Annotated in this window: 33 protein-coding genes; 17 read left to right on the plus strand and 16 right to left on the minus strand. The window is 68.1% G+C overall.

The window, feature by feature from the left end; all coding sequences use genetic code 11:
- Positions 1–75 precede the first annotated feature (75 nt).
- The 3 genes from phaC to KB221_10110 are packed head-to-tail and all read left to right on the plus strand — an operon-like array spanning position 76 to position 3,617.
- Entirely contained in the window at positions 76–2,034 is a 1,959-nt protein-coding gene (gene phaC, locus KB221_10100) for a class I poly(R)-hydroxyalkanoic acid synthase (protein ID WIY68448.1), read from the plus strand.
- The gene (locus tag KB221_10105; protein ID WIY68449.1) at positions 2,031–2,411 is read left to right on the plus strand and encodes a hypothetical protein; all 381 of its coding nucleotides are present in this window, start codon (positions 2,031–2,033) and stop codon (positions 2,409–2,411) included. Before phaC ends, KB221_10105 begins: the two co-directional genes overlap by 4 nt.
- Positions 2,412–2,456: 45 nt before the next feature.
- Positions 2,457–3,617 (plus strand): serine hydrolase, encoded by a 1,161-nt coding sequence (locus tag KB221_10110; protein WIY68450.1) that lies wholly within the window; start codon positions 2,457–2,459, stop codon positions 3,615–3,617.
- Positions 3,618–3,621: 4 nt separating this feature from the next.
- On the opposite strand, the gene msrB is transcribed toward KB221_10110, so the two are convergent.
- The 5 genes from msrB to rplM all read right to left on the minus strand — a co-directional run bounded on the left by msrB (position 3,622) and on the right by rplM (position 6,746).
- On the minus strand, positions 3,622–4,116 hold the full coding sequence (gene msrB / locus KB221_10115; protein WIY68451.1) for a peptide-methionine (R)-S-oxide reductase MsrB: 495 nt from the start codon (positions 4,114–4,116) through the stop codon (positions 3,622–3,624).
- 192 nt (positions 4,117–4,308) lie between these two features.
- On the minus strand, positions 4,309–5,256 hold the full coding sequence (gene argC / locus KB221_10120) for an N-acetyl-gamma-glutamyl-phosphate reductase (protein WIY68452.1): 948 nt from the start codon (positions 5,254–5,256) through the stop codon (positions 4,309–4,311).
- Positions 5,257–5,264: 8 nt separating this feature from the next.
- A complete protein-coding gene (locus KB221_10125) occupies positions 5,265–5,645 on the minus strand; it encodes a VOC family protein (protein WIY68453.1) in 381 nt (126 codons plus the stop codon).
- A gap of 100 nt (positions 5,646–5,745) precedes the next feature.
- The gene (rpsI, locus tag KB221_10130; protein ID WIY68454.1) at positions 5,746–6,267 is read right to left on the minus strand and encodes a 30S ribosomal protein S9; all 522 of its coding nucleotides are present in this window, start codon (positions 6,265–6,267) and stop codon (positions 5,746–5,748) included.
- A 2-nt stretch (positions 6,268–6,269) separates the two neighbouring features.
- Positions 6,270–6,746: a 50S ribosomal protein L13 gene (rplM, locus tag KB221_10135; protein ID WIY68455.1), complete on the minus strand. Its 477-nt coding sequence runs from the start codon at positions 6,744–6,746 to the stop codon at positions 6,270–6,272.
- Between the two features lie 264 nt (positions 6,747–7,010).
- Between rplM and KB221_10140 the strand changes: the two genes are divergently transcribed.
- A complete protein-coding gene (locus KB221_10140) occupies positions 7,011–7,469 on the plus strand; it encodes a RidA family protein (GenBank protein WIY68456.1) in 459 nt (152 codons plus the stop codon).
- The gene (locus KB221_10145; protein WIY68457.1) at positions 7,466–8,614 is read left to right on the plus strand and encodes a GNAT family N-acetyltransferase; all 1,149 of its coding nucleotides are present in this window, start codon (positions 7,466–7,468) and stop codon (positions 8,612–8,614) included. The genes KB221_10140 and KB221_10145 overlap by 4 nt, the downstream gene beginning before the upstream one ends.
- 3 nt (positions 8,615–8,617) lie before the next feature.
- Here the strand turns inward: KB221_10145 and KB221_10150 are convergent, their stop codons facing one another.
- Positions 8,618–8,980, minus strand: coding sequence for a phage holin family protein (locus KB221_10150; protein WIY68458.1), 363 nt, complete (start codon positions 8,978–8,980; stop codon positions 8,618–8,620).
- A 103-nt stretch (positions 8,981–9,083) separates the two neighbouring features.
- Between KB221_10150 and KB221_10155 the strand changes: the two genes are divergently transcribed.
- Complete coding sequence (locus KB221_10155; protein ID WIY68459.1) at positions 9,084–9,521, plus strand: HIT family protein; 438 nt, start codon at positions 9,084–9,086, stop codon at positions 9,519–9,521.
- Between the two features lie 61 nt (positions 9,522–9,582).
- A complete protein-coding gene (locus tag KB221_10160) occupies positions 9,583–10,626 on the plus strand; it encodes a 2OG-Fe(II) oxygenase (protein ID WIY68460.1) in 1,044 nt (347 codons plus the stop codon).
- Here the strand turns inward: KB221_10160 and KB221_10165 are convergent.
- Positions 10,623–12,473, minus strand: coding sequence for an ABC transporter transmembrane domain-containing protein (locus tag KB221_10165; protein ID WIY68461.1), 1,851 nt, complete (start codon positions 12,471–12,473; stop codon positions 10,623–10,625). The two genes, KB221_10160 and KB221_10165, sit on opposite strands and share 4 nt — an antisense overlap.
- Positions 12,474–12,605: 132 nt before the next feature.
- Between KB221_10165 and rpmE the strand changes: the two genes are divergently transcribed.
- Positions 12,606–12,830, plus strand: a complete 225-nt coding sequence (gene rpmE / locus KB221_10170) for a 50S ribosomal protein L31 (protein ID WIY68462.1) — start codon at positions 12,606–12,608, stop codon at positions 12,828–12,830.
- Between the two features lie 208 nt (positions 12,831–13,038).
- A complete protein-coding gene (locus KB221_10175) occupies positions 13,039–14,562 on the plus strand; it encodes a L,D-transpeptidase family protein (protein WIY68463.1) in 1,524 nt (507 codons plus the stop codon).
- A gap of 12 nt (positions 14,563–14,574) precedes the next feature.
- Here the strand turns inward: KB221_10175 and KB221_10180 are convergent, their stop codons facing one another.
- The 3 genes from KB221_10180 to KB221_10190 form a co-directional block, all read right to left on the minus strand.
- Positions 14,575–14,937, minus strand: a complete 363-nt coding sequence (locus tag KB221_10180) for a hypothetical protein (GenBank protein ID WIY68464.1) — start codon at positions 14,935–14,937, stop codon at positions 14,575–14,577.
- On the minus strand, positions 14,934–15,449 hold the full coding sequence (locus tag KB221_10185; GenBank protein WIY70905.1) for a DUF1465 family protein: 516 nt from the start codon (positions 15,447–15,449) through the stop codon (positions 14,934–14,936). The genes KB221_10180 and KB221_10185 overlap by 4 nt, the downstream gene beginning before the upstream one ends.
- 107 nt (positions 15,450–15,556) lie before the next feature.
- A complete protein-coding gene (locus KB221_10190) occupies positions 15,557–15,760 on the minus strand; it encodes a DUF1192 domain-containing protein (GenBank protein ID WIY68465.1) in 204 nt (67 codons plus the stop codon).
- Positions 15,761–15,843: 83 nt separating this feature from the next.
- Here KB221_10190 and KB221_10195 point away from each other — a divergent pair, with 83 nt between their 5' ends.
- Entirely contained in the window at positions 15,844–16,815 is a 972-nt protein-coding gene (locus KB221_10195; GenBank protein ID WIY68466.1) for an NAD(P)H-quinone oxidoreductase, read from the plus strand.
- Positions 16,816–16,818: 3 nt separating this feature from the next.
- Here the strand turns inward: KB221_10195 and KB221_10200 are convergent, their stop codons facing one another.
- The gene (locus tag KB221_10200; protein WIY68467.1) at positions 16,819–17,421 is read right to left on the minus strand and encodes a beta/gamma crystallin-related protein; all 603 of its coding nucleotides are present in this window, start codon (positions 17,419–17,421) and stop codon (positions 16,819–16,821) included.
- Between the two features lie 217 nt (positions 17,422–17,638).
- On the opposite strand from KB221_10200, the gene KB221_10205 reads away from it, so the two are divergent.
- Complete coding sequence (locus KB221_10205) at positions 17,639–18,313, plus strand: DUF1013 domain-containing protein (protein ID WIY68468.1); 675 nt, start codon at positions 17,639–17,641, stop codon at positions 18,311–18,313.
- A 73-nt stretch (positions 18,314–18,386) separates the two neighbouring features.
- Here the strand turns inward: KB221_10205 and KB221_10210 are convergent, their stop codons facing one another.
- Positions 18,387–18,560 (minus strand): DUF465 domain-containing protein, encoded by a 174-nt coding sequence (locus KB221_10210; GenBank protein WIY68469.1) that lies wholly within the window; start codon positions 18,558–18,560, stop codon positions 18,387–18,389.
- A 173-nt stretch (positions 18,561–18,733) separates the two neighbouring features.
- Between KB221_10210 and KB221_10215 the strand changes: the two genes are divergently transcribed.
- The 3 genes from KB221_10215 to KB221_10225 are packed head-to-tail and all read left to right on the plus strand — an operon-like array spanning position 18,734 to position 20,025.
- Positions 18,734–19,303, plus strand: coding sequence for a UbiX family flavin prenyltransferase (locus KB221_10215; protein WIY68470.1), 570 nt, complete (start codon positions 18,734–18,736; stop codon positions 19,301–19,303).
- On the plus strand, positions 19,300–19,764 hold the full coding sequence (locus KB221_10220) for a TIGR02444 family protein (GenBank protein WIY68471.1): 465 nt from the start codon (positions 19,300–19,302) through the stop codon (positions 19,762–19,764). The genes KB221_10215 and KB221_10220 overlap by 4 nt, the downstream gene beginning before the upstream one ends.
- Before the next feature lie 36 nt (positions 19,765–19,800).
- Positions 19,801–20,025 (plus strand): DUF465 domain-containing protein, encoded by a 225-nt coding sequence (locus KB221_10225; GenBank protein ID WIY68472.1) that lies wholly within the window; start codon positions 19,801–19,803, stop codon positions 20,023–20,025.
- Positions 20,026–20,032: 7 nt separating this feature from the next.
- Here KB221_10225 and KB221_10230 read toward each other — a convergent pair whose 3' ends face one another.
- On the minus strand, positions 20,033–20,596 hold the full coding sequence (locus KB221_10230; protein WIY68473.1) for a GGDEF domain-containing protein: 564 nt from the start codon (positions 20,594–20,596) through the stop codon (positions 20,033–20,035).
- 125 nt (positions 20,597–20,721) lie between these two features.
- Here KB221_10230 and purE point away from each other — a divergent pair, with 125 nt between their 5' ends.
- On the plus strand, positions 20,722–21,213 hold the full coding sequence (gene purE / locus KB221_10235; GenBank protein ID WIY68474.1) for a 5-(carboxyamino)imidazole ribonucleotide mutase: 492 nt from the start codon (positions 20,722–20,724) through the stop codon (positions 21,211–21,213).
- 91 nt (positions 21,214–21,304) lie between these two features.
- A complete protein-coding gene (locus KB221_10240) occupies positions 21,305–22,318 on the plus strand; it encodes a 5-(carboxyamino)imidazole ribonucleotide synthase (protein WIY70906.1) in 1,014 nt (337 codons plus the stop codon).
- Here KB221_10240 and KB221_10245 read toward each other — a convergent pair.
- Positions 22,315–23,001, minus strand: coding sequence for a COQ9 family protein (locus KB221_10245; GenBank protein ID WIY68475.1), 687 nt, complete (start codon positions 22,999–23,001; stop codon positions 22,315–22,317). The two genes, KB221_10240 and KB221_10245, sit on opposite strands and share 4 nt — an antisense overlap.
- Positions 23,002–23,189: 188 nt before the next feature.
- Here KB221_10245 and rpsU point away from each other — a divergent pair, with 188 nt between their 5' ends.
- Positions 23,190–23,444, plus strand: a complete 255-nt coding sequence (gene rpsU / locus KB221_10250) for a 30S ribosomal protein S21 (GenBank protein WIY70907.1) — start codon at positions 23,190–23,192, stop codon at positions 23,442–23,444.
- A gap of 246 nt (positions 23,445–23,690) precedes the next feature.
- Here the strand turns inward: rpsU and KB221_10255 are convergent, their stop codons facing one another.
- Positions 23,691–25,079, minus strand: a complete 1,389-nt coding sequence (locus KB221_10255; protein ID WIY68476.1) for an ABC transporter permease — start codon at positions 25,077–25,079, stop codon at positions 23,691–23,693.
- The gene (locus KB221_10260) at positions 25,076–26,035 is read right to left on the minus strand and encodes an ATP-binding cassette domain-containing protein (GenBank protein WIY68477.1); all 960 of its coding nucleotides are present in this window, start codon (positions 26,033–26,035) and stop codon (positions 25,076–25,078) included. Before KB221_10260 ends, KB221_10255 begins: the two co-directional genes overlap by 4 nt.
- Positions 26,036–26,069: the final 34 nt, after the last annotated feature.

Raw genomic sequence — 26,069 nt, forward strand, 5'->3', positions numbered from 1 at the left:
TTATGCGATGATCGCGACAGGCGGAAGGGCGCGCGCGGCGCTTGCGACCGTTCCTGACGACATCCGGAGCTCACCATGGCCAAGCGTCCAAGCCCCCCGACCGCTGAAGCGCCGCCCCGCGCGCCGCGCAAGGCCGGACGCCCCACCTCGGCCAAGCCGCCGCGGCCCCGCGCCGCCAAGGCCGCCCCGCCCCCCGAACCGACGCCGCCTCCGCCGCCTTTGCCCGAAGCCGAAGCCCCCGCCGCCGACGCCTTCGCTTTCCCCGGCGACGACCAGCGGCAGATGCTGGAGACCCTGTCGATGAACCTGGCCAAGGCCGCCATGACGGCCCAGTCGGCCATCGCCGAGGCCGCCCTGTCCCAGGCCGACCGTCCGGCGGCCCTGTCGCCCGACCCCTTCCATGTCGGCCCGGCCATGAACTCGGTCATGACCAGCCTGGCCTCGCGTCCGGACAAGCTGTTCGCCGCCCAGGCCGACCTGTTCAACCGCTACATGGACCTGTGGGCGTCCACGACCCGCCGTGCCGCCGGCGAGGAAACCGCCGCGGCACCCTCGAAGGACAAGCGCTTCAAGGACCCTGCCTGGTCCGAAAACCCCGCCTTCGACGTCATGCGCCAGTCCTATCTGGTCACCTCGGACTGGATGAACGGCCTCGTCTCCAGCGTCGAGGACGTCGACCCCCTGACCAAGCGCCGTGCCGAGTTCTTCACCAAACTGCTGACCGACGCCTTCTCCCCGTCCAACTTCCTCGCCTCCAACCCGGTCGCCCTCAAGGCCCTGGCCGACAGCAACGGCGAATCGCTGGTGAAGGGGATGCAGAATTTCGCCGCCGACATGGAGCGCGGCGCCGGCAAGCTGAAGATCAGCCAGGCCGACTATGGCAAATTCGTCGTCGGCGAGAACGTCGCCACTGCGCCCGGCCAGGTCGTCTGGCGTGACGAGCTGTTCGAACTGATCCAGTTCGACGCCACCACCGACAAACAGCGCGCCATTCCGCTGCTGATCTTCCCGCCGTGGATCAACAAATTCTACATCCTGGACCTGCAGCCCGAGAACTCGATGATCCGCTGGCTGTCCAGCCAGGGCTTCACCGTCTTCGTCTGCTCCTGGGTCAATCCGGACGTCGACAAGGCCGGCCTCGGCTTCGACGACTATCTGGAAAAGGGCATCTACCGCTGCGTCGAGAAGGCGCTGGAGCAGTCGAAGGCCGAGCACATCAACACCGTCGGCTACTGCATCGGCGGCACCCTGATGGGCGCGGCCCTGGCCCATATGGCGGCGAAGGGCGACAAGCGGGTCACCGCCAACACCTTCTTCGCCGCCCAGCACGACTTCGCCGAGGCCGGCGACCTGCTGCTGTTCACCGACGAGCACTGGCTGGGCGAGGTCGAGCAGCAGATGGATGCTGCCGGCGGCGTGCTGCCCGGCGCAGCCATGGCCGAGACCTTTAATGCCCTCCGGGCCAACGACCTGATCTGGTCGTTCTTCGTGTCGAACTACCTGATGGGCAAGTCGCCGCCCGCCTTCGACCTGCTGTTCTGGAACGCCGACCAGACCCGCATGCCCAAGACGCTGCACATGGACTACCTCCGCTCCATGTACGGCCAGAACAAACTGGCCCGCGGCGAGTTCACCATCGGCGGTATCAAGGTCGACCTGTCGAAGGTCACCATCCCCCTGTATTTCCAGGCCAGCCGCGAGGATCACATCGCGCCGATGAACTCGGTCTATCGCTCGGCCCGCGCCTTCTCCAACGCCGCCGTGACCCTGACCCTCGCGGGATCGGGCCATATCGCCGGGGTGGTCAATCCGCCCTCGGCGCACAAATACCAGCACTGGACCAACCCCGCCCTGCCCGCGACGCTCGCGGAATGGCAGGCGCAGGCCGCCGAACACCCCGGCAGCTGGTGGAACCACTGGGCCGACTGGCTGCATGAGAAGTCCGGCGACTGGATCGCCGCCCGCGATCCGAAGACCGGCCCCCTCAAGCCGATCGAACCGGCCCCGGGGTCTTATGTGAAGGTGAAGAGTTGAAGCGTCTCGAACCGAACCTGCTGCTGGCCGTCACCACCGGCTTCGCCCTGGTTCTCGTCACCCTGACCGCCAGCGTCTATGGCGCGGGAGAGCCGCTGCGGAACCTGCTTCTGGCGGTGATCTGTTCGGGCGGTTTCGTCCTGCTCAACCCGATCCTGATGCGGACGATGAAGAGCCCGGAGCGATCGCCGCTGATCCATCCCGACAGCCGCGGCATGGCGGCCTGGGCCAGCCTGTTCCCGATGGTGGTGATCCTTTGCGCCGCCATCCCGGTCTTCTGGCCCGGGCCCGACTACGGCCTGCTGATCATCATCGCCGCCGTCTGGTTCGGGGTGACGGTCGAGTCGGCGCTCAAGGCCAGGGGCCGCAGCCTCTAGCCGGCCGGCATTTACACCCGCCCTCCCACTGCTAAGGCTGGGTGCATGAAGCTGCTCCGCACACTCGCCATCGTCGTCCTGTCCGGTGCCATCGCCGCCCCGGCCCTCGCCCAGCAACCCACGCCGGAGAACAACCCGGCCGGCGTGCTGTTCTGGTCGCCTGTGGATCGTGAGCGCGCCTTCCGTCAGATGGAAACCATCTCACCGCACGCGTCCGTGGCGCGCGACGAGACGCCGGTGCGGGCCCTGCCGCCGGGCGAGCCGATCGCGCTTGATCCCTCGGCCTATATGGCCGCCGAGAACGTTGCCGGCGTGCTGGTCATCCAGGACGGGCGCGTCCGACTGGAACGCTATGGCCTCGGTCTCGGCGAGCGGGACCACTGGGTCTCCTTTTCCATGACCAAGAGCCTGACCTCGACGCTCGTCGGCACGGCGCTGAAGAGCGGCGCAATCGGATCGCTGGAGGACCCGGTCACCCGCTATCTGCCGGCCCTCGCCGGAGGTGGCTACGACGGCGTCACCGTGCGTCAGCTCCTGACCATGACGTCCGGCGTGCGCTGGAACGAGGACTATTTCGACCCCAACTCCGACGTCGCCCGCTTCCTGCAGGAGCCCGCCCGCGCCGGAGAGGACCCCGTCGTCGCCTATATGGGCCGGCTGCCCCGCGCAGCGGTGCCCGGAACGCGCTGGAACTATTCGACCGGCGAGACAAACCTCGTCGGATCGCTGATCGCCGCCGCCGAGGGTCGGCCCCTGGCCCAACTGTTGTCAGAGCGGATCTGGTCCCGCGCGGGCATGGAGGCCGACGCCTTCTGGGCGCTGGATCAGGGCGGGCGCGAGATGGGCGGCTGCTGCGTGTCCGCCACCCTGCGCGACTGGGGCCGTATCGGCCTGATGGCTCTGGAGGACGGCCAGCTGGGCGGCGAGCGCATCGTGCCCGACGACTGGTTCGCCCAGGCCGTCGTCAAACAGGCCGAGACCGGACAGCCGGGCGAAGGCTACGGCTTCCAGTGGTGGACCCAGGACGACGGCGTCTACGGTGCCTACGGCATCTTCGGGCAAGCTGTCCGTGTCGATCCCGAGCGCCGGCTCGTCATCGTCCTGTTGTCGTCCTGGCCCCGCGCGGTGGGCCGGACCCACAGGGTTGCCCGCGAAGCCTTCTTCCAGCAGGTGGCCGCCGCCGTCGACGCCGCCCCGCAGCGCTGACGCGTCAGGCCGGACGGAAGGTCAGGGCTACGCCGTTGTTGCAGTAGCGTTTTCCGGTCGGCCGGGGTCCGTCCATGAACAGATGCCCCTGGTGCCCGAGGCAGCGGGCGCAGTGATATTCGGTGCGCGGAATGCCGATGGCGAAGTCGGTCTTGGTGCCGATATTGGCGGCGATGACCTCATAGAAGCTGGGCCAGCCGGTGCCTGAGTCGTACTTCCAGCGGGACTGGAACAGCGGCAGGTCGCAGCCGCGGCAGACAAAGGTCCCGCTGCGGTGCTCATTGTTCAGCGGACTGCTGCCCGGCCGCTCGGTCGCCTCGTGGCGCAGCACATCATAGGCCGCCCGCGGCAGCCGCTCGCGCCACTGGGCGTCGGTGATCCGGCGGAACGGCGAGTTGGCGTACTGCCGCTCAGAGGCCGTGGCCTCCTTCGGCGTACAGGCCGAGACGGCGACGGCGCCGACGGTGGACAGAAGGGCGCGGCGGGAAAGCTGGGTCATGGGACTACATACGTCGGCAAGACGGCGGAGGTTTCAACCAGCGACACACACAAAACTCCGCTCATCCCGGCGAAAGCCGGGACCCAGTGCTTTGGGTGATGGGGCGGCTCCGGTGATCTCCCGGCTGCTAACCCGGAACATCGGCGTCAAGCTGGACAGAACTGGGTCCCGGCTTTCGCCGGGATGAGCGGGCTATTGGAGGCCCGTGTCTTCCGCCAGCCCCAGCATCAGGTTCAGGTTCTGCACCGCCGCCCCCGAGGCACCCTTGCCGAGGTTGTCCAGCAGGGCCACCAGCCGCACCTGCGCCCCGCCCCGGTCGCCGAACACATGCAGCCGCATCCGGTTGGTCCCGTTCAGCTCCTCGGGGTCGATCCCGGTCATGGCCTCGGTCGTCTCCAGCTCGGCCACCTCGACGAAGCGGCAGCCGGCGTAGGCCTCGGCCAGTGCGCCATGCACCACCTCGACCGACGGCGACGACGGCAGGGCCGCCAGTTGCAGCGGCACCTCGACCAGCATCCCCTGCCGGTAGGCCGCCACCGCCGGCGCAAACAGTACCGGCCGCTCCAGCCCTGTGTGCAGCGTCATCTCCGGTACGTGTTTGTGCTTGAGCGACAGGCCATAGGCGCGATACGCCCCGGCCCCGCCAGCCTCGAACTCGGCGATCATCGCCTTGCCGCCGCCCGAATAGCCCGACACCGCATTGACCGTCACCGGCCAGCCCGCCGGAATGATCCCTGCGCTGACCAGCGGCCGCACCAGGCCGATGAAGCCCGTCGGATAGCAACCGGGGTTCGACACCCGCGTCGCGCCCGCGATCTTCTCACCTTGCGTCATCCGGCCCGGCGCATGGGCCATCTCGGCGAAGCCATAGGTCCAGGCCGGATCGACCCGGTACGCCGTCGAGGCGTCGATCACCCGCACCGACGGATTGTCGATCATCGCTACGGCTTCCTTCGCCGCGTCATCGGGCAGGCAAAGGATCACCGCATCGGCCGCGTTCAGCGCCTCACGCCGCGCCTCCACGTCGCGCCGCCGGTCGCCGAGCAGGATCAGCTCGAGATCGCCGCGTGCCTCCAGCCGCTCGCGGATCTCCAGTCCCGTGGTCCCGGCCTCGCCGTCGATGAAGATGGTGTGGGTCATTTCAGTCCTCAGTCGACCACGTCAATGCCGGGCGGATACCAGCTGATCTCGACCCGCATGCCGTCCGGGTCCTTCAGAAACAGACACTCTGCACCGCCCAGATGCTGGATCTGCGCCTCATGTCCGGCCTTCGCCATCTCGTCCCGGATGCGCTCGACGGTCGCCATGTCAGGCGCTCCGAATCCCATATGGTTCAACCCCGCGCCATGGCGTTCATAAGGGCGCGAACCCGCCCGGGCTTCCAGGAACTGGAAGAAGAAGCCCTTTCCGTCCGTCCAGTTTTCACGGGTCGTGCGGGAAAATCCCAGAAGCGGAAGCAAGGTCTCATAGAAGCTCCGGCTTCCCTCGATCGAACCGACCAGGATCGTCAGGTGATCCAGTCTCAGCATACGTGTGGTCTCCACAGATATGGTCTTTGCAATCGGACAAGAAAAAGGGCGCTCCGGTTTCCCGAAGCGCCCCCATCCATAACCGCTTTCGCGATACGCCTTAGCGCTTCGAGAACTGGAAAGACTTGCGGGCCTTGGCGCGGCCGTACTTCTTGCGCTCGACGACGCGGCTGTCGCGGGTCAGGAAGCCGTGCGGCTTCAGGACCGGGCGCAGCGCCGGCTCATAGTGGGTCAGGGCATGCGACAGGCCGTGGCGGATGGCGCCGGCCTGGCCCGACAGGCCCGAGCCCTGCACGGTGCAGTCGACGTCGAACTGGGTCAGGCGGTCGGTCACTTCCAGCGGCTGGGCGATCATCATGCGCAGGATTTCGCGGGCGAAATACTGCATCTGATCCTTGCCGTTGATGGTGATCTTGCCCGAGCCGGGCTTGATCCACACGCGGGCGATCGCGTTCTTGCGCTTGCCGGTCGAATAGGCGCGGCCCTGGGCGTCCAGCTTCTGCGTATAGACCGGAGCGTCGTTGTCCGAGGACACGGTGCCGAGGCCCTTGAGGGCGTCGAAGCCGGTCGCGGCGGGGGCGTCGTTCTGCGGGGCGGAGGTTTCAGCAGTCACGTCGGTCATGCTCAGACGCTCCGGGTGTTCTTGGCGGACGCCGACTTGAAGTCGATCGTTTCCGGCTGTTGGGCTTCATGGGTGTGCGCCGCGCCGGCGAACAGGCGCAGGTGCGTCATCTGCAGGCGAGCCAGCGGGCTCTCCTTGGGCAGCATGCGCTCGACGGCCTTCTCAAGGACGCGCTCGGGGAAACGGCCGTTCAGGACCTTCTCCGGGGTCGTCTGCTTGACGCCGCCCGGGTGACCGGTGTGGCGGTAGTAGATCTTGTCGGTGTTCTTCTTGCCGGTGAACACCACCTTGTCGACATTGGTCACGACGACATAGTCGCCGCAATCGACGTGCGGGGTGTAGTCGCCGCGGTGCTTGCCGCGCAGACGGTTGGCGATGAAGGTCGCGAGACGGCCCACCACGACGCCTTCAGCGTCGATATGGATCCATTTCTTCGTGACCTCGGCCGGCTTCAGCGAAGCCGTGGTGCTCTTCAGCATTTCAAGGGTCCTGGGAGACGATCGGGTGCCCCTCCCGATGACGGGGACGAGCGGAAGGCGCGCTGATAGAGGATAGGGGGGATGGGGTCAAGGCGACTGCGATGCACGATATGGCATCATGTTATTGAAATAACTGATTTATTTAATAACGGTATTAAAATACCGCATGAATTCGCACTCTTCTCCGCGGTTTGGGCGGAAGGAAGACATGACGAGGCCCCTCACCCGCGCTAAACCGCCGCCGAACCTTCAGGAGCCCTGCCCATGACCGTCGCCGCCCGCCTCGCCGAACTCGGCATCAGCCTGCCGGAACCCGCCAAGGCGGTGGCCAACTATGTGCCCTACGTCCAGACCGGCAACCTCGTCCACATCTCGGGCCAGCTGTCGAACGACGCCGCCGGCGGGATCAAGGGCACGGTCGGCGCCGACGTTTCGCCGGAACAGGCCAAGGACGGTGCCCGCATGTGCGGCGTCAACCTGCTGGCCCAGATGTCGGCCGCCTGCGACGGCGACCTCGAGCGCGTCGTCCGCGTCGTCAAACTGGGCGGATTCGTCCAGGCCGCCGGTGACTTCGAGGCCATCCCGGCCGTCATCAACGGCTGCTCCGACCTGATGGTCGAGGTCTTCGGCGACAAGGGCCGCCACGCCCGCTCCGCCGTCGGCGTCTACAAACTGCCCCTCGGCTTCGCCGTCGAGGTGGACGCCATCGTCGAGGTGCGGTGAGCTTCACCCTCCAGGTCCACGATCGGGTCGCCGACATAGGCCGCGAGGCCTGGGACGCCTGCGCGACGCCCTCCGGCGACCCCTTCCTGTCCTTCGACTTCCTCGACGCCTGCGAGGCCTCAGGCAGCGCGGTCCCGGCCGAAGGCTGGGCCGGCCGCCACCTGTCGCTGCGCGACGCTGACAGTCGCGTCCTCGGCGTCATGCCCCTCTGGCTCAAGGGCCACAGCCAGGGCGAATATGTCTTCGACCACAGCTGGGCCGACGCCTATCAGCGCGCGGGCGGGCGCTACTATCCCAAGCTGCTGTCCGCCGTGCCCTTCACGCCGGTGACCGGCCCCCGCTTCCTCGCCCACCCCGACGCCGACGCAGCCACGGTGCGCCAGGCCCTGCTGCAGGGCGCGATCGCCCTGACCGAACGGCTGGGTGTCTCGTCCCTGCACGTCAATTTCCCGACCCGGGACGACTGGGACGCCATGGGCGGGGCCGGCCTGCTGCAACGTCAGGACATGCAGTACGTCTGGCGCAACGACGGCTATGCGACCTTCGACGCCTTTCTCGCCGCCCTGTCCGCGAACCGGCGCAAGACCATCCGCCGCGAACGCCGCGAGGCGCAGGCGGGGCTCGACATCCGCGTCCTGACCGGCGCGGAGATCGCCGACGCCCACTGGGACGCCTTCTTCGCCTTCTACATGGACACCGGCGCGCGCAAATGGGGCCGGCCCTATCTGACGCGCGACTTCTTCACCCGCCTCGGCGAGACCATGGCCGACCGCATCGCCCTGGTGATGGCCTTCCGCGACGGCGAGGCCATCGCCGGCGCCCTCAACCTGATCGGCCGCGACGCCCTCTACGGCCGCCAGTGGGGCGCGCTGGAGGAGGTCCCCTTCCTCCATTTCGAGCTCTGCTACTATCAGGCCATCGAGTTCGCGATCGCCCGCGGCCTGTCGCGCGTCGAGGCCGGGGCCCAGGGCGAGCACAAGATCGCCCGCGGCTATCTGCCCTCGCCCGTCTATTCTGCCCACTTCATCGCCGACCCGGCGCTGCGCGAACCGGTCGCCCGGTATCTCGACGGCGAGCGTCCGGCGGTGGCGGCCGAGATCGAGGCCATGACGGCGGACCTGTCGCCGTTCAGGAAGTCGCAATAACCGTCAGTCGGCGGCGCGCTTCGGGCTCTCGCCGATGAACCAGCCGGCGATCCAGCTGACGATGCCGGTGACGATGGCCGCGCCGATGCCGGCCCACAGTCCTGCGACCACGAACCCGCCCAGCAGGCTGGCCACCAGGCCGATCATGGCCGCGTTCACCACCAGCAGGAACAGGCCGAAGGTGATGATGGTCAGCGGGAAGGTCACGAAGGTCAGGATCGGCCGCACGATGGCGTTGGCGATCCCCAGCAGCAGCGCCGCCGCCAGCAGCGATCCGGTCGACAGGAAGTCCACGCCACTGACGACCCGCGACGACAGCCACAGGCCGAAACAGGTGACCAGAAACTGGACGATGAAACGAAGCATGGCACTCTCCCGACTCGCGCGTCCACGATAACGCGAAACCGCGCGCCGGGCTCCCCCCGTCCGCCGCCGGTTGCTAGGGTGGTCGGGATCCACGGAGCCCCCGATGAGCCTGCACGCGCCCTATGACCCCGACAACATCTTCGCAAAGATCCTGCGCGGCGGGATTCCCGCGGTCAGGGTCTGGGAAGATGACCATGTGCTGGCCTTCATGGATGTGTTTCCCCAGTCCGAAGGCCATGTCCTGATTATATCGAAGACCTCGACCGCCCGGACGCTGCTGGAGATCGAGCCCGACGCCCTCGCCCGCCTGACCGCTGCCGTCCAGCGCACGGCGCGCGCGGTGGAAAAAGCCCTTCAGCCGGACGGCTTCCAGATCATGCAGTTCAATGGCGAGGCCGGCGGCCAGACCGTCTTCCACCTGCATTTCCACATCATTCCGCGCTGGAGCGACCGGCCGATGAAGGGCCATGGCCATGCGCCGATGGCCGACGCCGCCGCCCTGCGGCCCTTGGCCGACCGGATCGCCGCCGCGCTTGACTGAGTGGCGCACCGCCCGCTCGCACCCTTGAACCCGGAGCGGTTTCCCGTGCACCGTGCGGCCCATGGCCCTTCTGTACGGCGATCCTGCTCCCACCTTTGCGATCCCGGGGATCAGCAACCCCCGCTATGTCTTCGACTCGGCGGCGGGCCGGTATCTGCTGCTCGCCATCGTGCCGGCCGGTTCAGCGGTCGCCCGCGCCCTCGCCACCCTCGAGACGCAACGCGAGGCCTTCAACGACCTCCACGCCAGCGCCTTCATCGTCATCGTCGGCAAGGACAGGAGCCGAGGCAAACGTCAGGACAGCCTGCCGGGCCTGCGCTTCCTTTTCGACGAGGACGGCGCGGTCGCCGCCCGCTATGACGCGACCGGCGTCGAACGCTGGTGCCTGGTCGACCCGGCCCTGCATGTCATGGCGATCGTCGGCGCGGATCAGGCCGGGGCGCTCGTCGACCGCGTGCACACCCTGCCCCCGCCCGCGCGCCACGGCGGTCCCGAAGGGATCGCGCCCGTCCTGCTGACGCCGCGAATCTTCGAACCCGCCTTCTGCGAGCAACTGATCGCCCTCTATCGCGAGATCGGCGGAAAACCGTCCGGCTTCATGCGCGAGGTGGACGGCGTCACCACCCTGATGACCGACACGGACCACAAGCGACGGTCGGATGTCATCATCGAGGATGAGATGTTGCAGAAGCAGGCCGTCGCCCGCCTGAACCGCCGCCTGATCCCGCAGATCCAGAAGGCGTTCAACTTCAGGGCCACGCGGATCGAACGCTATCTGGTCGCCCGCTATGACGCGGAGACCGGCGGCTTCTTCCGGCCCCATCGCGACAACACCACCCGGGGTACAGCGCACCGGCGGTTCGCGGTCTCGATCAATCTCAACGCGGACTATGAGGGCGGCGACCTGCGCTTCCCCGAGTTCGGCCCGCGCACGTACCGCCCGCCGCCCGGCGGCGCAGTGGTCTTCTCCTGCTCGATCCTGCACGAGGCCACGGCGGTCACACAGGGCGAGCGGTTCGCCTTCCTGCCCTTCCTCTACGACGAGGCGGCGGCGGAAATCCGTACAGCCAATCTCAAATATCTGGACCCCGCGCTGAGCGCCTAGTCAGGCCGGAACTGGAGCTCGGCCAGATGGGCGTACAGGCCGCCCTGGGACATCAGCGACTGGTGGGTGCCTTCCTGCACCACCCGACCGTCCTCCATCACCACGATCCGGTCGGCGCGCAGGACGGTGGCCAGGCGGTGGGCGATGACGATGGTCGTCCGCCCCTGCATGGCCTGATCCAGCGCCGCCTGCACCAGCCGTTCGTTCTCGGCATCCAGCGCCGAAGTCGCCTCGTCCAGCAGCAGGATCGGGGCGTCCCGGACCAGCGCCCGGGCGATGGCCATCCGCTGCCGCTGTCCACCCGACAGGCTCTTGCCGCGCTCGCCCAGAGGCGTGTCGAACCCTTCAGGCAGGGCCTCGACAAAGCCCAAGGCCTGGGCCTCCTCGGCGGCCGCGCGGACCTCCTCATCGCTGGCGAGTTCACGGCCGAAGCGGATGTTTTCGTTCGCTGATCCGGAAAACAGTGGCGCTTCCTGTGACACCCAGGCGAAGCGGCCTCGCACCGCCACCGGATCGGCGGCGCGCACGTCCACGCCATCCACGGAAACGACACCGGCCTGCGGGTCATAAAAGCGCAGCAGCAGACGGAAGACCGTGCTCTTGCCGGCCCCCGAGGGCCCGACGAGGGCGACGGTCTCGCCCGGCCGCACGGTCAGCGAGAAGCCTTTCAGCGCCGGCAGGTCGGGCCGGCCCGGATAGGCGAACTGGACCGCCGACATCGACACCTCGCCCGTCGGCGGCTCGGGCAGGGTCACCGGCGATTCGGGTGGCCGGATCGCGGCCTCGCTCCGCATCAGCTCGTCGATCCGCTCCATCGCCCCGGCGGCCTTCTGCACATCGCCCCAGCTCTCGCCGAGAGCCCCGACCGCACCGGCCACGAATACGGCAAGCAACACGAACTGCAGCAGTGCGCCCGGCGTCATCCGCCCGCCGATCACATCCTGCGCGCCCAGCCAAAGCACCAGGCTGACGCCGCCGAACATGACCACGATGATCATGGCGGTCATGAAGGCCCGTGCCCGCATCCGCACCAGCGACACGGTAAACGCCGCCTCCACCGCCGCGCCGAAGCGGGCGATGGCGCTCGCCTCGCGCCCGAAGGCCTGCACCGTCTCGATCGCGTCCACGCTTTCGCCGGCAAAGCCCACGGCGTTGGCGAACCGGTCCTGCGACGCGACCGTCAGCTTTCGCACCGTACGGCCGAACAGGAAGATCGGCCCCAGCAGAAGCGGCACCACCAGCAGGACCAGGCCGGTCAGTTTGGGACTGACCACGAACAACAGGATGGTCCCGCCGATCAGGGTCAGGAAATTCCGCAGGGCGAACGACACGGAAGTCGTCAGCAGGGTCTCGACCAGGGCGATGTCGGTGGTCAGGCGCGACAGCACCTCGCCGGTTCGCATCGAGGCATAGAAGGCCGGATCGAGCGTCAGGATGCGCCCGAACAGCCCCTTGCGCAGGTCGGCGACGACCCGCTCGCCGGTCTTGGTGACGAAATAATACCGTACCGCCGTGGCGAAACCGAGAAACAGGGCGTTGGCGCCGAGGAGCAGGAACCACAGGTTCAGCTGCGCGCCGCCGTTCTCGAACCCATTGTCGATGGCCCCGCGGGCGGCCGCTGTCAGGGCCAGGGAGGCCGAGGTGGACAGGATCAGCCAGACCGCCGCCATGGCCACATGGCCCTTGTGTCGCATGGCGTAGGGGAACAGCCGTCCCAGTGGGCGAACGTCCCGGCGGCGGGCCCGGCGTTCGCCGGCCTCGCCCATCTGTTCGGCCAGTTGGGCCCCTGCGCCCGGCCGCCCCCGGATGTCGGCGGCGGCGTCGGGATTGGCGGTTGCATCTGTCATGGCGCGCGCCTCTTGCCCCGGAACGGCCCCCGGTGTAAACGCCGCCGCTCATTCCCGCCCCAGATGGCGGGATTTCTCATTTTCGCGCTCCGACGGTCGGCATCGTCATCGCGCAGAGACCGGACCAGGACCATGAAGGCGGATACGCACCCCGACTACCACTTCATCACCGTGACGATGACCGATGGTACGAGCTACCAGACGCGCTCGACCTACCAGAAGGAAGGCGCCGTCCTGAACCTGGACATCGATCCGCTGACCCACCCGGCCTGGACGGGCGGCAACGCCCATCTGATGGATCGCGGCGGCCGCGTTTCGCGCTTCAACAACAAGTTTGCCGGCTTCATCAAGAAGTAGGCCTTTCCGTACGGGTCGGGCTTTCGGGCCACACCCTGCGGCAAGACGATCACAAAGGCGTCGGTCTCCGGACCGGCGCCTTTCTGTTTGCCGGGAACGCCGATAACATGGCGGCGTTGGCTTCGGGGGCGTGGACGTGGGGTCCCGTGTCGAAGCGGGCGAAGAGATCGTGACGATGAATCGACGGCAACTCGGACTTGGCGCGGCCGTGTCGGCTTTCGCGTCGACGATTGGACTGGCGGCACGGGCCCAGACCCGCGACCCCGGCGCTGTCGCCTTCTATGACAGTTTCAACGACCAGCTGGCCCGCCTGCCCGCAACGATCCAGCCCGATGTGCGCGCCTTCTACGAGCTGAACGGCTGGCGTCCCGTCTGGACCGCCGAGCGTCTCCGCGCCCTCCAGGCCGCCGCCGGCCGCGCCGAACGCCACGGTCTGTCCCAGAACGACTTCTTCGATTTCGAGGCCCTCGCTGCGTCGCGTGACTCGGCCGAGATGCGCACCACCGCCGCCGCCCTCGGCTACGGCCGCGTTCTGGCCGAAGGCCGGGTCCGACCCGAGGCCGTCGAGGATCTGTGGGAGATGCAGAAGAACCGCGTCGACCTGCCCGTCGGGCTGAACGACGCCCTGGCCCAGAACCGTCTCGTCGACTGGTTCGAGGCTCTGGCTCCGACCGATATCGGCTATTCCAACCTGTCTGCCGGCTATGTGCGTTACCGTCGTCTGATCCGCGAGGGCGGCTGGCCCGCCTTCCGTCAGGGCCCGACCATTGAACCGGGCATGAGCGATGCACGCGTTCCCGTGATGATCCGGCGCCTCGTCGCCGAGGGCGACCTGTCCGCCGCCGACGGCGCACGCCTGATGGCCCAGGGCATTGTCTATGGTCCCGAGCTCCAGGCCGCGATGCGTGGTTTCCAGGCCCGTCACGGCCTCGTTGCGGACGGCCGCATCGGCACGGGCAGCCAACGGTCCCTTTCGGCCTCGGCCGAGGACCGCGCCCGCCAGATCGCCCTGAACCTCGAACGCCGCCGCTGGCTCAAGCGCGAGGTCTCGCCGGAGCGGATCGAGGTCAACACCGCCGCCGCCATCATGGTCTACTGGAAGGACGGCCGTCCCGTTCACTCCAACCGCGTCGTCTGCGGCGCGCCGTCGACCCAGACGCCCAGCCTCGAGAAGCCGTTCGCCTCGGTCGTGGCCAATCCGCCCTGGTATGTCCCCGCCTCGATCGCGCGCAACGAGATCCTGCCGCGCGGCCCCGGCTATCTGGCCAGCCAGAACATGTACATGTCGAACGGTCAGGTCATCCAGCGCGCGGGTCCGACGGCCGCGCTCGGCTATGTGAAGTTCGAGCTGCGCGACAGCTACGCCATCTTCCTGCACGACACCCCGTCCAAGGGGGCCTTCAACCTCGCCATGCGCCAGCGCAGCCACGGCTGCGTACGGGTCCAGGGCGCGGTCGATTTCGCCCGCCTGCTGCTGTCGCCCGACCCCGCCCTGCTGGAGCAGTTCGACAACGCCCAGGACTCCCGCGAGACCAAGCGCATCTCGACCGGCCGCGAAATCAGCGTCCGCCTGCTGTACTGGACGGCCTTCGTCGACGGCCAGGGCCGCGTCGCCTTCCGCGAGGATGTCTACGAGCGGGACGCCAAACTGGCCGAAGCCCTGGGCATCGCCCTTAGCCTGCCCAAGGCCGTCGATGACGGCGCGCGGGTCGCGAACGACGTCGGGCCGTAGTCTCAGACCGTACTAGAAATCGACTTTGGTTGAGACGTCCGCGCATCCGTTGACCCGAATGGTCACGACTTGTGGCGGGCCGTTGGTCACATAGCCGCCCTCATGGGTGCGCTCGCCACCGGCGTCCCGGCATGTGATGCGGAAACTGTTGTCGGAGAAGCGCGCCAGTTTGACCGCGTGTTCACCCGGCCGCAGTCGGCCTCGCCAGGAAAATTGCCGGGCGTTCACGACCTCCACGGCCACGTCCGCATCCTGATGGCCGACGTTTTCGATGATCACCGCCGACCGTTCGGAAAAAAGGATGACAGCGGCGAGAAGCAACAGGACGCCAAGGGCGACCGCGACAATGATCGCGATCCGCCGCGAGGCTTTCACTGCCTGAAGGCAGCCGTCAGCCGATCGAGCTGGCTCTGGACCGGATTGACCGCGTCCTCTTCCGGCTCATCCAGATACATGCGGCGGTCCAGGTGCAGGACCCGGTCGTAAAGCTTCTCGGTGCGGACCAGATATTCGACCAGGGCGATCGGAAGCTCCGGATGGCTGGGCTCGGTCGCGGCCGTACGTTCGGCCAGGCGGTAGCGGGCCTCGCAGGCGGTTTCCGCCGTCATGTCCCCCTCGCGCACGGCCCGCTGGACCAGCAGCCACGAGGCAATCTGCATCAGCCGGGTCGTCAGCTTCATGCTCTCGCCGGCGTAAAGCAGGGCCGTGGAGCGCGACAGCAGCTTGGATTCCCGCCGCCCGTCGCCATCCAGATAGGCGGCGGTCTCCTCGACCAGCTCCATCCCCTCCTGGAAGGTGCGGTCGAACAGTTCCGAACGGGCGAAATCATCCACGACCGCGGTGCGGCTGCGGCCCGTTGGCGAAAGCGTGGTGGCGTCAACAGGCATGAACTCAACCAGACTCATGGGACAGGCGCATCCGTATCACGACCGGCACGGCGTGGCGCGGCGCATCCACGGACTGCAATGGCCATGCCAGACGGAGACAGACAGGGTCAGGACCGGAAGTTGAACATGGCATCGGCTGCATTGCGTTGCGACGACTTGCCTTCGATGGCGGCCCTCGAGCGGTCGATCTCGGCCTGCAGCCCCTCGATCCGCTGCTTCAGATCCTCGACCGAATAACCGTCCAGATCCTCGCGCGTCAGGGCGATCAGTGGCGCGCCGCGCGCCGGACGGGGCTCCAGATCCTCGAACATCACCGCCTCCTTCGTGGCCATCCTCACCGCAACACCCTATTTCAACGCCCGGATACGGACGATTGCAAGAACAGGACGGGCGAATGCGGGTAGTCGAGATCACGGGCGGTGCCGGCTCCGCGGATTCCCTGACCCTCTCCGAACGGCCCGATGCCGCCGCTGGCCCGGGCCAGATCCGCATCCGAGTCCGGGCCGCCGGGATCAACCGGCCCGACATCCTGCAGCGGCTGGGCCGCTACCCGGCCCCGCCCGGCGCATCGGACATCCTCGGTCTGGAGGTCGCGGGTGAGGTCGATCAGGTCGGTGCCGGCGTGACACGCTGGTCTGTCGGAGACCGCGTCTGCGCGCTTCTGGGCGGAGGTGGTTACGCGGACCTCGCCGTCGTCGACGCCCGTCATGCCCTGCCCGTCCCCGCCGACATGGACTTCATCCAGGCCGCCGCCCTGCCCGAGACGGTCTGCACCGTCTTCGCCAATGTCTTCGAGGCCGGCGCGCTCAAGGCGGGCGAGACCCTGCTGATCCACGGGGCCACAAGCGGCATCGGCGTCACCGCCATCCAGATGGCCAGGGCCGCGGGCGCGCGCGTCATCGCCACCTCCCGCGGAGCCGCCAAGGCAGACGCCGCGCGCCGCCTCGGTGCCGACCTCAGCCTCGACGCCGCCGCGGACGACATGGAGGCGCAGATCCGGGCGTTCGGCGGCGCGGACGTGGTGCTGGACATGGTCGGGGCCGACTACGCCGACCTCAATCAGGCCGCGCTGAACCCCTTCGGCCGCTGGGTGGTTATCGCCACCCAGTCGGGCGCGCTGGCGCAGGTCGATCTGGCGAGGCTGATGATGAAGCGGATTGTCCTCACCGGCTCGACCCTTCGCCCGCGGCCGGCCGATGAAAAGGCCCGGCTGATCGCTGCGGTGGAAGCCCTGGCCTGGCCCTGGGTCGCATCCGGTGCGGTCCGGCCGCCGGTCGAGGCGACCTTCCCGCTGGAACAGGCATCGGCCGCCCACCTCCGGCTGGAGGCGGGCGGCCATGTCGGCAAGATCGTGCTGACGGTCTGACGCCTACCAGCGCCCGCCGCCGCGGACCGGACGCAGCGAGGAGATCCGGTCGTTCATGCCCCAACGCTGCAGATTGCGGACGTCGTCGCGGAAGGTCTGGCAGAAGCCGCGGTAGTAGGCGTCCGTGCAGGCTTCCCACTCGCCCCGGAACTGCATCGAACTGATGGCGTCGTTGAAGCCCGTATTGGCCAGGTTCGGTATCTCGTTGTCGAACCGGAAACTGGCGCCGCGGAACTCGGAATCGCGGAAGACGGTCACGGAGTTGCGTCCGCCGCCCCAGCCGCCGCCGGGCCGGTCCGGCCGGCCGCCGCCACCGCCCGGGCGATCTTCGTATTCGCCGCGGTTGGGCCCGCAGACCAGCAGGCCGTCGTTGTTGCGGATCTCGTAGTTGGCGCAGCGGTTCAGCTCGATCGAGGTCTCGCGAATGTTGCCGCGATTGTTGCGGCAATCGGCGTAGAGCCGGCCGCGGTTCACATATTCACCGCTGCAGCTGTCGCGATAATCGCCGCGCGGAGCGCCCCGCTCGGGACCACCGGGGATCTGCGGCGCGAAGTCCTGTCCGGTGGCGGAGACGACCGCCGCGGCGGCCAGCATTTCGATCAGCATGGAAGTTCCTCCCAGAAAGTCTTTCCCGACGCACAACGCGTCTGTGAAGCCAGTGTTGCGCCGTGTGGATGAACCTTGGCTGTATAGCCTTGTCGGGTTCCGTTTTCTTTTCCGGCGAATAGGACTATATCGCGATCATCAACGCCCGGTCGAAAGGCCGGGCGCCGTCGTATCCAGAGCCCGGTTTTCGGGTTCGAACAAGCACCGGAACGCCCCCATGACCGACATCCTGATGCCCAAGGCCACCGCGGTCTGGCTGGTCGACAACACCTCCCTGACCTTCGAGCAGATCGCCGACTTCTGCGGCCTGCACCCGCTGGAAGTGCGCGGCATCGCCGACGGTGACGTGGCCAGGGACATCCGCGGCGCAGATCCGCTGGTCAACGGCCAGCTGACCCGCGAGGAGCTGGACAAGGCCCAGAACGACGACGCCTACCGCATGCACGCCGTGGTCAGCCGCCACGCCGAGCTGCTGAAAGTGCACAAGGCACCGCCGAAATACACGCCCGTCTCGCGCCGCCAGGACCGCCCGGACGCCATCATGTGGTTCGTGCGTAACCACCCCGAAGTGACCGACGCCCAGATCGCCAAGATGCTCGGCACCACCAAGTCGACCATCGAGAGCGTGCGCAACCGCACCCACTGGAACAGCCCCAACATCAAGCCGGTCGACCCCGTGACCCTCGGCCTGGTCGGCCAGCTGGCCCTGGACGAACTGGTCAGGAAGGCCGCCGACAAGAAGGCCAGGGACGACGCGAAAAAGGGCGGCGGCGCGACCCTGCAGGCCGTCGACGCCCCGGAAGAGCCCGTCGAGGAAGAATTCGTGCCGGAAGCCCGCGAACGCCGCGGTGCCGAGCCGACCGCCGCCTCGGTGTTCGGTTCCAAGGACTGAGCTTTCGACACCGGACAACAAAAAAACGGCCCCGGGATCGCTCCCGGGGCCGTTGTTCTTTCGGGAGGCCTCGCTAGTGCGCCGAGGCCTCCAGACTGGTGATCTGTTCCTTAAGTCGGAGCTTCTGCAACTTGAGCTCCCTCACGCGAAGCGAGTCCGTGGCCGGGTGGGTCGTCTCTCTCCGGATGGTCTCATCCAGATTGCGATGACGGTTTCCCAGTTCGCGGATACGAGCTTCGATGGTCATGGCTTGCGCCTCCATGTCTAAGGGACCAGTACAGTCAGCGCCGGGTCTGACCGGCTGTAGAATCACATTCCAGTGAACTGCCGACCGTCCTGATACGGACCACCCTGGAGCCCGAATTGGCCGAAGATGTGAACAGAGCCGTACGGAACCCTTCCGCCTCGGCCCCTGCGAGATTGATCGTCGGAATTTCCGGAGCGTCCGGCGTTACTTACGGCGTTCGGGTGCTCGATGCCCTGCGCGAACTGGGCGTGGAGAGCCACCTCGTCGTCACCCGCGCCGCCCTGCTGACCCTGTCGCAGGAAACCGAGCTGTCCGCCGACGACCTGATGGGCCGCGCCGACGTGACGCACCGGCTCAACGACGTCGGTGCCTCGATCGCCTCGGGCTCGTTCCGGACCATGGGCATGATCATCGCCCCCTGCTCGGTCCGCACCATGGGCGAGATCGCTACCGGCGTGACCTCAACCCTCCTGACCCGCGCCGCCGATGTGGCGCTGAAGGAGCGCCGCCGGCTGGTTCTGATGGTGCGCGAGACGCCGCTCCATCTGGGCCATCTGCGCACCATGACGGCCCTCGCCGAAATGGGTGCGATCATCGCCCCGCCCCTGCCCGCCTTCTACGCCAAACCCGCCTCCATCGCCGAGATGGTCGACCAGTCGGTCGGCCGCGCGCTGGACCTGTTCGATCTCGACTGGTCCGCAGTGCGGCGCTGGGACGGCCTCAAGGGACCCGCGGCCGAATGAGCCTGTGGGACTGGGCGCTGACGGCCTACGCCGCCGAAGGAGTCCCCGACGCCTGTCTGGAGCTTCAGGACGCTGCCGGCCAGAACGTGCCCCTGCTGCTGTGGGCCGCCTGGTGCGCCGCCGAGGGTCGAGCGCCGGACGAGGACGCCCTCGAGGCCGCGGGCGACACCGCACGGGCCTGGCAGGAAACCGCCATCGCCCCGCTGCGCGCCGTGCGCAAGGCACTCAAGGCCCGTGCTCCCGACCTCGACGACGCCGACCGCGAGGCCGTCCGGGCCCAGGTCAAGGCGGTCGAGCTGGAGGCCGAGCGCCGGCTGCTGTCGGCGCTGGAGGGTCTCGCCCCCGCGCCGTCCGGCCCGGCGCGCCCGCCGATCGACACGCTCGTGGCCGCCGCCCGCGTCTGGTCGCCGATGACGCCGCGCGCGGGACTGGTCCGGCTCGCAGACCGCCTTCCGGCCTGACGCGACGCACAGTATGATGAGCCGGCGGGGCCCCACATGAACGATGACGAACCTTTTCTGACCGAAGAAGAGCTGGCGATGCGCGCCCGGCTCAAGGTGCTTCAGCTTGAGCACGCCGACCTCGACGCCTCGATCGAGGCCCTGGGTCACATGCCCGTGCCGGATCAGCTGATGATCGCGCGCCTGAAGCGGAAGAAACTGCTGCTGCGCGACGAGATGGCCAAGATCGAGGATCGCATCCTGCCGGACATCATCGCCTAGGTTCGCCTCAGCGCCCCTTCTTGCGCACCCACATGGCCGCGTCGGCCTCGGCCAGCCAGACTTCGGGGTCGGTGTGGCCGGCGAAGGCCCGGACGCCGAACGAGCCGCCCAGCGGTGCCTGCTCCCCGGCCCATACGAAGCCGTCCGCCTCCAGCGCCGCAGCCAGCCGCCGGGCCTTGTCGCGGCCCTCGTCGAGGCCGGCGTTGAGCATCAGCAGGGCGAACTCGTCCCCGCCCAGCCGACCGACCGCATCCGACTCGCGCAGATTGGCCCGCAGCAGTTGGGCCACCTGCACGAGAGCGGCGTCGCCAGCGGCATGACCAAGGGTGTCGTTGACGTTCTTGAAGCCGTCGAGATCGAGATACAGCAACACCGCCGGCACCTCATGGCGCTGGCAAAAGGCCATGGCGCTGCGCAGGACCGAGACGAAACCGCGGCGGTTCAGGGCCGGCGTCAGCGCGTCGTGATCCGCTGCCGCCTCGGCCGCCTCGGCGCGCAGGCGCAGGGCCTCGACCTCCGCGCGCAGGCGCTCGATCTCGGCGTGGGGGTCGATGGCGGCCGCGTCGTTCACGAGCGAAAAGGGCTCCCCTGCCGGCGACTCAACACGTCGGGCTGCGACAGAGCCTAACGCGGTCGGTTGCGGGCGCAACGCGAGTCCTGTATCGCGCCGCTTTCCCGCGAAAAGGGCGAGCCTCCATGACGACCGGGACACCACCAGTGGCGATCATCATGGGCAGTCGTTCGGACTGGCCGACGATGAAACACGCCGCCGACGCCCTCGACCGTCTGGGCGTGGCCTGGGACGCCCGGGTTGTCAGCGCGCACCGTACCCCCAAACGCCTGTTCGACTTCGCCACCGGAGCCCGCGCCGCGGGCTTCAAGGTCATCATCGCCGGAGCCGGCGGCGCCGCCCACCTGCCCGGCATGGCCGCCTCCATGACCGAGCTTCCGGTCCTCGGCGTCCCCGTGGAATCGAAGGCGCTCAAGGGCATGGACAGCCTGCTGTCGATCGTCCAGATGCCCGGCGGCATTCCGGTGGCCACCCTGGCCATTGGCGAGCCGGGTGCCAAAAATGCCGGCATCCTCGCCGCCCAGATCCTCGCCCTCTCCGACCCGATCCTGGCCGGCCGCCTGACCGCCTTCCGCGAGGCCCAGACCGAGGCCGTGCACGAAACCGTCGAGGACTGAATTGGTCGACGCCGCGCCCGACGTGACCCCGCCCCCGCCCCTGCCCCCCGGGTCGACCCTGGGCATTCTCGGCGGCGGTCAGCTGGGACGGATGCTCAGCCAGGCCGCCTCGCGCCTCGGCTTCAATGTCGTCATCCTCGATCCCGAAGAAAACAGCCCCGCCGGCCGCGTCTCGCAGGGTCAGATCGTCGCCGCCTATGACAACCCCACGGCCCTCGGTGTCCTGGGCCAGACCTGCCAGGCCGTAACCTTCGAGTTCGAGAACGTTCCCGCCGGCTCGGTCGAGCGTCTGCTAGAGGGCGGCGCCGTCGTCGCGCCGGGACCAAAGGCCCTGGCCGTGGCCCAGGATCGGGTCGACGAGAAGACCTTCCTCAACGGCGTCGGCGCTCCGACGGTCGCCTTCACCGCCATCGACACCCTTGAGGACCTTCGCCATGCCGTGGACCGGCTGGGTGTCCCGGTCCTGCTGAAGACGCGGCGCGAAGGCTATGACGGCAAGGGTCAGGTCTGGATCAAATCGCCCGCCGAGGTCCTCAAGGCCTGGACCGCCATCGGCGAACGCCCGGCCATCCTCGAGGCCCGGGCGTCGTTCGAGCGCGAACTGTCTGTGATCTGCGCCCGTGGCCGTGACGGGTCCATCGCCGTCTATCCGCTGGGCGAGAATGTCCACAAGGGCGGCGTCCTCAAGACAACGCAGGCCCCCGCCCAGGTCGACGCCAAGACCGCGACGCGCGCCCACGCCATCGCCGTCGCCATTCTCGAGGGGCTGGACTATGTCGGCGTCATGGGGATCGAACTGTTCGACCTCGGGGCCGGCCTGCTGCTGGTCAATGAGATCGCGCCGCGCGTCCACAACACCGGCCACTGGACCCAGGACGGCTGCGTCTGCGACCAGTTCGAACAGCACATCCGCGCCGTCGCCGGCTGGCCGCTCGGCCCGACGACCGCCCATGCCCGGATCGAGATGACCAATCTGCTCGGCGACGATGTGAAGAAATGGGCGGCCCTGTCCGCCAAACCCGACGCCCGCCTGCACCTCTACGGCAAGGCCGAGGCCCGAAAGGGCCGCAAGATGGGCCATGTGAACCGGGTGAAGCCGCTCTAGCCCTCTTGGGGAACCTTCGCCCCGTACCGCATCCGGCTGAGCACATCCGTGACCGTCTTCAGCGGTGCGTCGAAATCCTTGCCGGCCTTCCACTTCTCGAAGGCCATGACGTTCTCGATGCGGGCGGCGACGAAGGCCTCTGCCGCCTCACGGCCGTCGAACCAGCGCAGGGTCAGGGCCGGGATCAGGATGCCCGACAGGATCGTCCGCTTGGAATAGTGGTTCCAGTCGGTGGCGTTATCCCCGGCCCAGTTCCAGAGATGGTCGGCGCTCTCCCACGCCATCTTCAGCCCCAGGTCGGCGTTGGGCGGCAGGGCGAGGAAGGCGGCGCAGCGCCGCGTGGCCTCCAGATCGGAGGCCCCGGCCTCCATCCGCGCCGAGACGGCCGCCGCGATTCGCTCGCGCATCTTCAGGGATTTCGCATCGATATCGGCCAGTGCGGCCAGCGCCCGGTCATCGTGACGCCGCGACAGCAGGGCCGCCAGGTCGCGCGCGCCGTTGGGCAGCAGCAGTTCCTCGTCGCCCTGCGACAAGCCGCAGGCCTCGCAGGCGGCCCTGACCATCCGGCTGTTCCAGCCCATACGGGGCGCGAGGCCCAGGGCGGCGTCCAGCACGGTCTGTTCCATGCGGTCGGCCCAGTCACCTTCGGGCGCGGCGTTCGACAGGTGTGGCGCTTCGGTCATGGCCGCAGCATATCCCCGTCCGGCGGGCGTTTCGAGGCTTCAGATAGAAGCGCGACGATCTGGACACGAGGGGGGCGAACGTGTATCAGCCCGCCTTCATCCGCGGACCCTGTCTGTGGACCGAGATTTTATTTGTCTGCCCGTCTCCCTTTCGAGGTGCGCGGCGGGCGGCCAAAGGAGAGTTCAACCTGGTACAGATTTTCGTTCGCGATAATAACGTCGATCAAGCGCTCAAGGCCCTCAAGAAGAAAATGCAGCGTGAAGGCAGCTTCCGCGAGATGAAGCGCCACGTGCACTACGAGAAGCCCTCGGAGAAGCGCGCCCGCCAGAAGGCCGAGGCTGTTCGCCGCGCCCGCAAACTGGCCCGCAAGCGCATGCAGCGCGAAGGCCTGCTGCCGCCTCCGAAGCCCCGGGTTCCGGGCGTGGGCGGCCCGCGCTCCTAAGCGCGAACGACCGAACGAAACGATCAAGGGCCGCCCCGGAAAACCGGAGCGGCCCTTTTTCTATGCCTCCTCCCCACATCGTGGGGAGGGGGACCGCCGCGCCTCCTGGCGCGGGGGTGGAGGGGTCGAAGCAGGGAGCGCGGTTCGGCACCCCTCCACCATGCTTCGCATGGTCCCGTCGTCCGGCCGCCTCCGGCGACCATTCCTACACCCCATCGCTTCGCGACAGGGAGGAGACGGCCGTGATTACTTCCCGCCGCCCCGGATCGCGCCGGCGAAGCCCCGCCAGCTCAGCTTCACGTCCGACAGCGCGCCCGCCCGGAAGGCCCGGCCAGCGATCCAGACCATCAGCAGGGCGAAGACAAACATGCCCGCCATGGTGCCGACGACCTCGATCATCGGCGGTTCGGATGGGGCGCGGGCACTCATCAGGAAGGGGGTAAAGAAGGGGATCCACGACAGGATCTGCACCACGGGCGAGTCGGGCGTCTGCGCGGCCATGACCATCACGAAGATCGGCACCGTCAGGACCATCATGATCGGCCCCATCAGCGTCTGCGCATCGCGGGGGGTCTCGCAGAAGGCCCCGATCGCCGCGAACAGTACGGCGTACATCAGATAGCCGCCGACGGCATAGGCGATGAAATAGCCCAGCATCCCGCCCTGGAGCAGGACGTCGCCCACCATGGCAGCCGTCTCCGCATTCGCCGCCAGCAGGCCGAAGGCTCCGATCCCGCCCCAGACCAGCATCACCGTACCGGTCAGCATCGCCACCCCCAGCACCTTCCCCGTCAGGATTTCGGTGGCCGAGGCCGAGGACAGCAGGACTTCCAGGATCTTGTTGGCCTTTTCCTCCATCACACTGTTCAGCAGGATGGAGGCCCCGGTGATCACCAGCGACCACAGCAGGAAGCCGGAGACGAGGCCGATGATCATGGGAAGCCGGTCCCGGAACGACACTTCCCCCCCTGTGGCGGACTTCGGCGACAGGGCGGTTATGTCCGGGCGGAACCGCTCGGTCTGCTCAACCACGGCCGCATTGATCCCGGCCTGTTCAAAGGCTTCGCGCCGGTTGGCGTCCTTCAGGGCACCACGGACGAAGTCCTCGACCGTGTCGTCGGTGGCCCGGCGCGTCCAGACCCGCGCGGTCGGCTTGCCGTCGATACGGTTCAGCAGCACCACCGAATCCAGCTGGTCGGCCTCCGGCACCGCGTCTCCGAGATAGCGGCGCACGATCGCCTCCCGCGCCTCGCCCGGCGCGGCCGCGGCCAGATCCGCCGGGGCTGCCACGATCCTCAGACGTAGCCCGGCCAGCCGGTTCAGGGCCTGTCCGGCGGCCGAAGCCCCCGCCTGGCCGCCCTGTTTCTCCGCCTCGGCCGCGGCCTCAGCCATCCGCGCCTGCCGCCGTTCCTGTTCCAGCCGCACGGCCCCCTGGACGGCAGCCGCCAGTCCCTGCGCCTGCGGCCCCTCCTCCAGCACGACCACACTGCGCACCGGCTCGGCCGACATCATCAGGGCCGGCAATACACCGCCCAGCACGGCAAACAGCGGAAAGGCCAGCAGCGAGAGCCAGAACCCCACGGTCTTGGCATAGGCGGCGTATTCACGCCGCGCGATCAGGAGGATGCGTTTCATCGGGCGGCCTCCGCGCCGGCCTTCACCGACTGGTCGATATCGGGATGGTCGCCGGTCAGGCTGATGAAGGCGTCATGCAGGCTGGGCTCGCGCAGTTCGAACCGCCGCACGTCCAGCCCGCCGAGGAAGGCCGCTTTCAGGGCCTCCTGACCCCGACCGCCCTGCCCCAGCGCCGCCTTGAGCACCCGCACCCCGTCCTGTTCGGACACCACCTCGACGCCGCTGACGCCCGGCAGGGCCGCGGCCTGGGCGGCCTCGATCGCGCCTTCCAGTTCGAGGAAACGCTGCGTCGTGGCCTGGGCCTCTGCCACCGTGCCTTCGAACGCCTTGCGGCCCCGCGCCAGCAGCACGACCTTGTCGCACAGCCGTTCGGCATGCTGCATCACATGGGTCGAGAACAGCACCGTGGCCCCGTCCGTCGCCAGTTGACGGATCACCGCCTCCAGCCCCTGCTGGTTGACCGGATCAAGGCCCGAGAACGGTTCATCGAGGATCACGAATTCCGGCCGGTGCACCACCGACGCGATCAGCTGGACCTTCTGGGCCATCCCCTTGGACAGCTCCTTCATCTTCTTGTTTCGGGACGCCCCCAGGCCCTGGGCCTCCAGCATCTCGCGCGCCCGCTTGCGCCCCTCCCCCGTCGGCAGGCCCTTCAGGGAGCCGAAGAAGGCGATCGCGTCGACGGGAGTCATCTTCTTGTAGAGCCCGCGCTCCTCCGGCAGGAAGCCGATCCGGTCCCGCACCTTGCGGCCGTCGTCGGCGCCGAGGATGCCGATCCGGCCGGCGCTCACGCCCTGCAGGCCCAGGATCATGCGGATGGTCGAGGTCTTGCCGGCTCCGTTCGGGCCGAGGAAACCGCAGATCGTTCCCTTCTCGACCTGAAAGCTCAGATCGCGCACGGCCTGGAAGTCGCCGTACCGTTTGCTCACCCCTTCGAGCGTCAACGCCGCCGCCATGATGTCTTCCCTGCCCGTGTCCGTTCTGCTCAGG

It is taken from the genome of Aquidulcibacter paucihalophilus, assembly GCA_030285985.1.
GTDB lineage: Bacteria > Pseudomonadota > Alphaproteobacteria > Caulobacterales > Caulobacteraceae > Brevundimonas.

Excerpts from the sequence above, each read along its gene's own strand:
- rplM (WIY68455.1), bottom strand. The coding sequence starts at position 6,746 with ATGCTGAAGAGCACCACGGCTTCGCTGAAGCCGGCCGAGGTCACGAAG.
- KB221_10125 (WIY68453.1), bottom strand. The coding sequence starts at position 5,645 with ATGCTGAGACTGGATCACCTGACGATCCTGGTCGGTTCGATCGAGGGA.
- purE (WIY68474.1), top strand. The coding sequence starts at position 20,722 with ATGACGACCGGGACACCACCAGTGGCGATCATCATGGGCAGTCGTTCG.
- msrB (WIY68451.1), bottom strand. The coding sequence starts at position 4,116 with ATGACCCAGCTTTCCCGCCGCGCCCTTCTGTCCACCGTCGGCGCCGTC.
- argC (WIY68452.1), bottom strand. The coding sequence starts at position 5,256 with ATGACCCACACCATCTTCATCGACGGCGAGGCCGGGACCACGGGACTG.
- KB221_10255 (WIY68476.1), bottom strand. The coding sequence starts at position 25,079 with ATGAAACGCATCCTCCTGATCGCGCGGCGTGAATACGCCGCCTATGCC.
- rpmE (WIY68462.1), top strand. The coding sequence starts at position 12,606 with ATGAAGGCGGATACGCACCCCGACTACCACTTCATCACCGTGACGATG.
- KB221_10110 (WIY68450.1), top strand. The coding sequence starts at position 2,457 with ATGAAGCTGCTCCGCACACTCGCCATCGTCGTCCTGTCCGGTGCCATC.
- KB221_10160 (WIY68460.1), top strand. The coding sequence starts at position 9,583 with ATGGCCCTTCTGTACGGCGATCCTGCTCCCACCTTTGCGATCCCGGGG.
- KB221_10225 (WIY68472.1), top strand. The coding sequence starts at position 19,801 with ATGAACGATGACGAACCTTTTCTGACCGAAGAAGAGCTGGCGATGCGC.
- KB221_10240 (WIY70906.1), top strand. The coding sequence starts at position 21,305 with ATGCTCAGCCAGGCCGCCTCGCGCCTCGGCTTCAATGTCGTCATCCTC.
- KB221_10190 (WIY68465.1), bottom strand. The coding sequence starts at position 15,760 with ATGTTCGAGGATCTGGAGCCCCGTCCGGCGCGCGGCGCGCCACTGATC.
- KB221_10245 (WIY68475.1), bottom strand. The coding sequence starts at position 23,001 with ATGACCGAAGCGCCACACCTGTCGAACGCCGCGCCCGAAGGTGACTGG.
- KB221_10185 (WIY70905.1), bottom strand. The coding sequence starts at position 15,449 with ATGCCTGTTGACGCCACCACGCTTTCGCCAACGGGCCGCAGCCGCACC.
- KB221_10155 (WIY68459.1), top strand. The coding sequence starts at position 9,084 with ATGAGCCTGCACGCGCCCTATGACCCCGACAACATCTTCGCAAAGATC.
- KB221_10210 (WIY68469.1), bottom strand. The coding sequence starts at position 18,560 with ATGACCATCGAAGCTCGTATCCGCGAACTGGGAAACCGTCATCGCAAT.
- KB221_10140 (WIY68456.1), top strand. The coding sequence starts at position 7,011 with ATGACCGTCGCCGCCCGCCTCGCCGAACTCGGCATCAGCCTGCCGGAA.
- rpsI (WIY68454.1), bottom strand. The coding sequence starts at position 6,267 with ATGACCGACGTGACTGCTGAAACCTCCGCCCCGCAGAACGACGCCCCC.
- KB221_10205 (WIY68468.1), top strand. The coding sequence starts at position 17,639 with ATGACCGACATCCTGATGCCCAAGGCCACCGCGGTCTGGCTGGTCGAC.
- KB221_10260 (WIY68477.1), bottom strand. The coding sequence starts at position 26,035 with ATGGCGGCGGCGTTGACGCTCGAAGGGGTGAGCAAACGGTACGGCGAC.
- phaC (WIY68448.1), top strand. The coding sequence starts at position 76 with ATGGCCAAGCGTCCAAGCCCCCCGACCGCTGAAGCGCCGCCCCGCGCG.
- KB221_10220 (WIY68471.1), top strand. The coding sequence starts at position 19,300 with ATGAGCCTGTGGGACTGGGCGCTGACGGCCTACGCCGCCGAAGGAGTC.
- KB221_10200 (WIY68467.1), bottom strand. The coding sequence starts at position 17,421 with ATGCTGATCGAAATGCTGGCCGCCGCGGCGGTCGTCTCCGCCACCGGA.
- KB221_10150 (WIY68458.1), bottom strand. The coding sequence starts at position 8,980 with ATGCTTCGTTTCATCGTCCAGTTTCTGGTCACCTGTTTCGGCCTGTGG.
- KB221_10195 (WIY68466.1), top strand. The coding sequence starts at position 15,844 with ATGCGGGTAGTCGAGATCACGGGCGGTGCCGGCTCCGCGGATTCCCTG.
- KB221_10165 (WIY68461.1), bottom strand. The coding sequence starts at position 12,473 with ATGACAGATGCAACCGCCAATCCCGACGCCGCCGCCGACATCCGGGGG.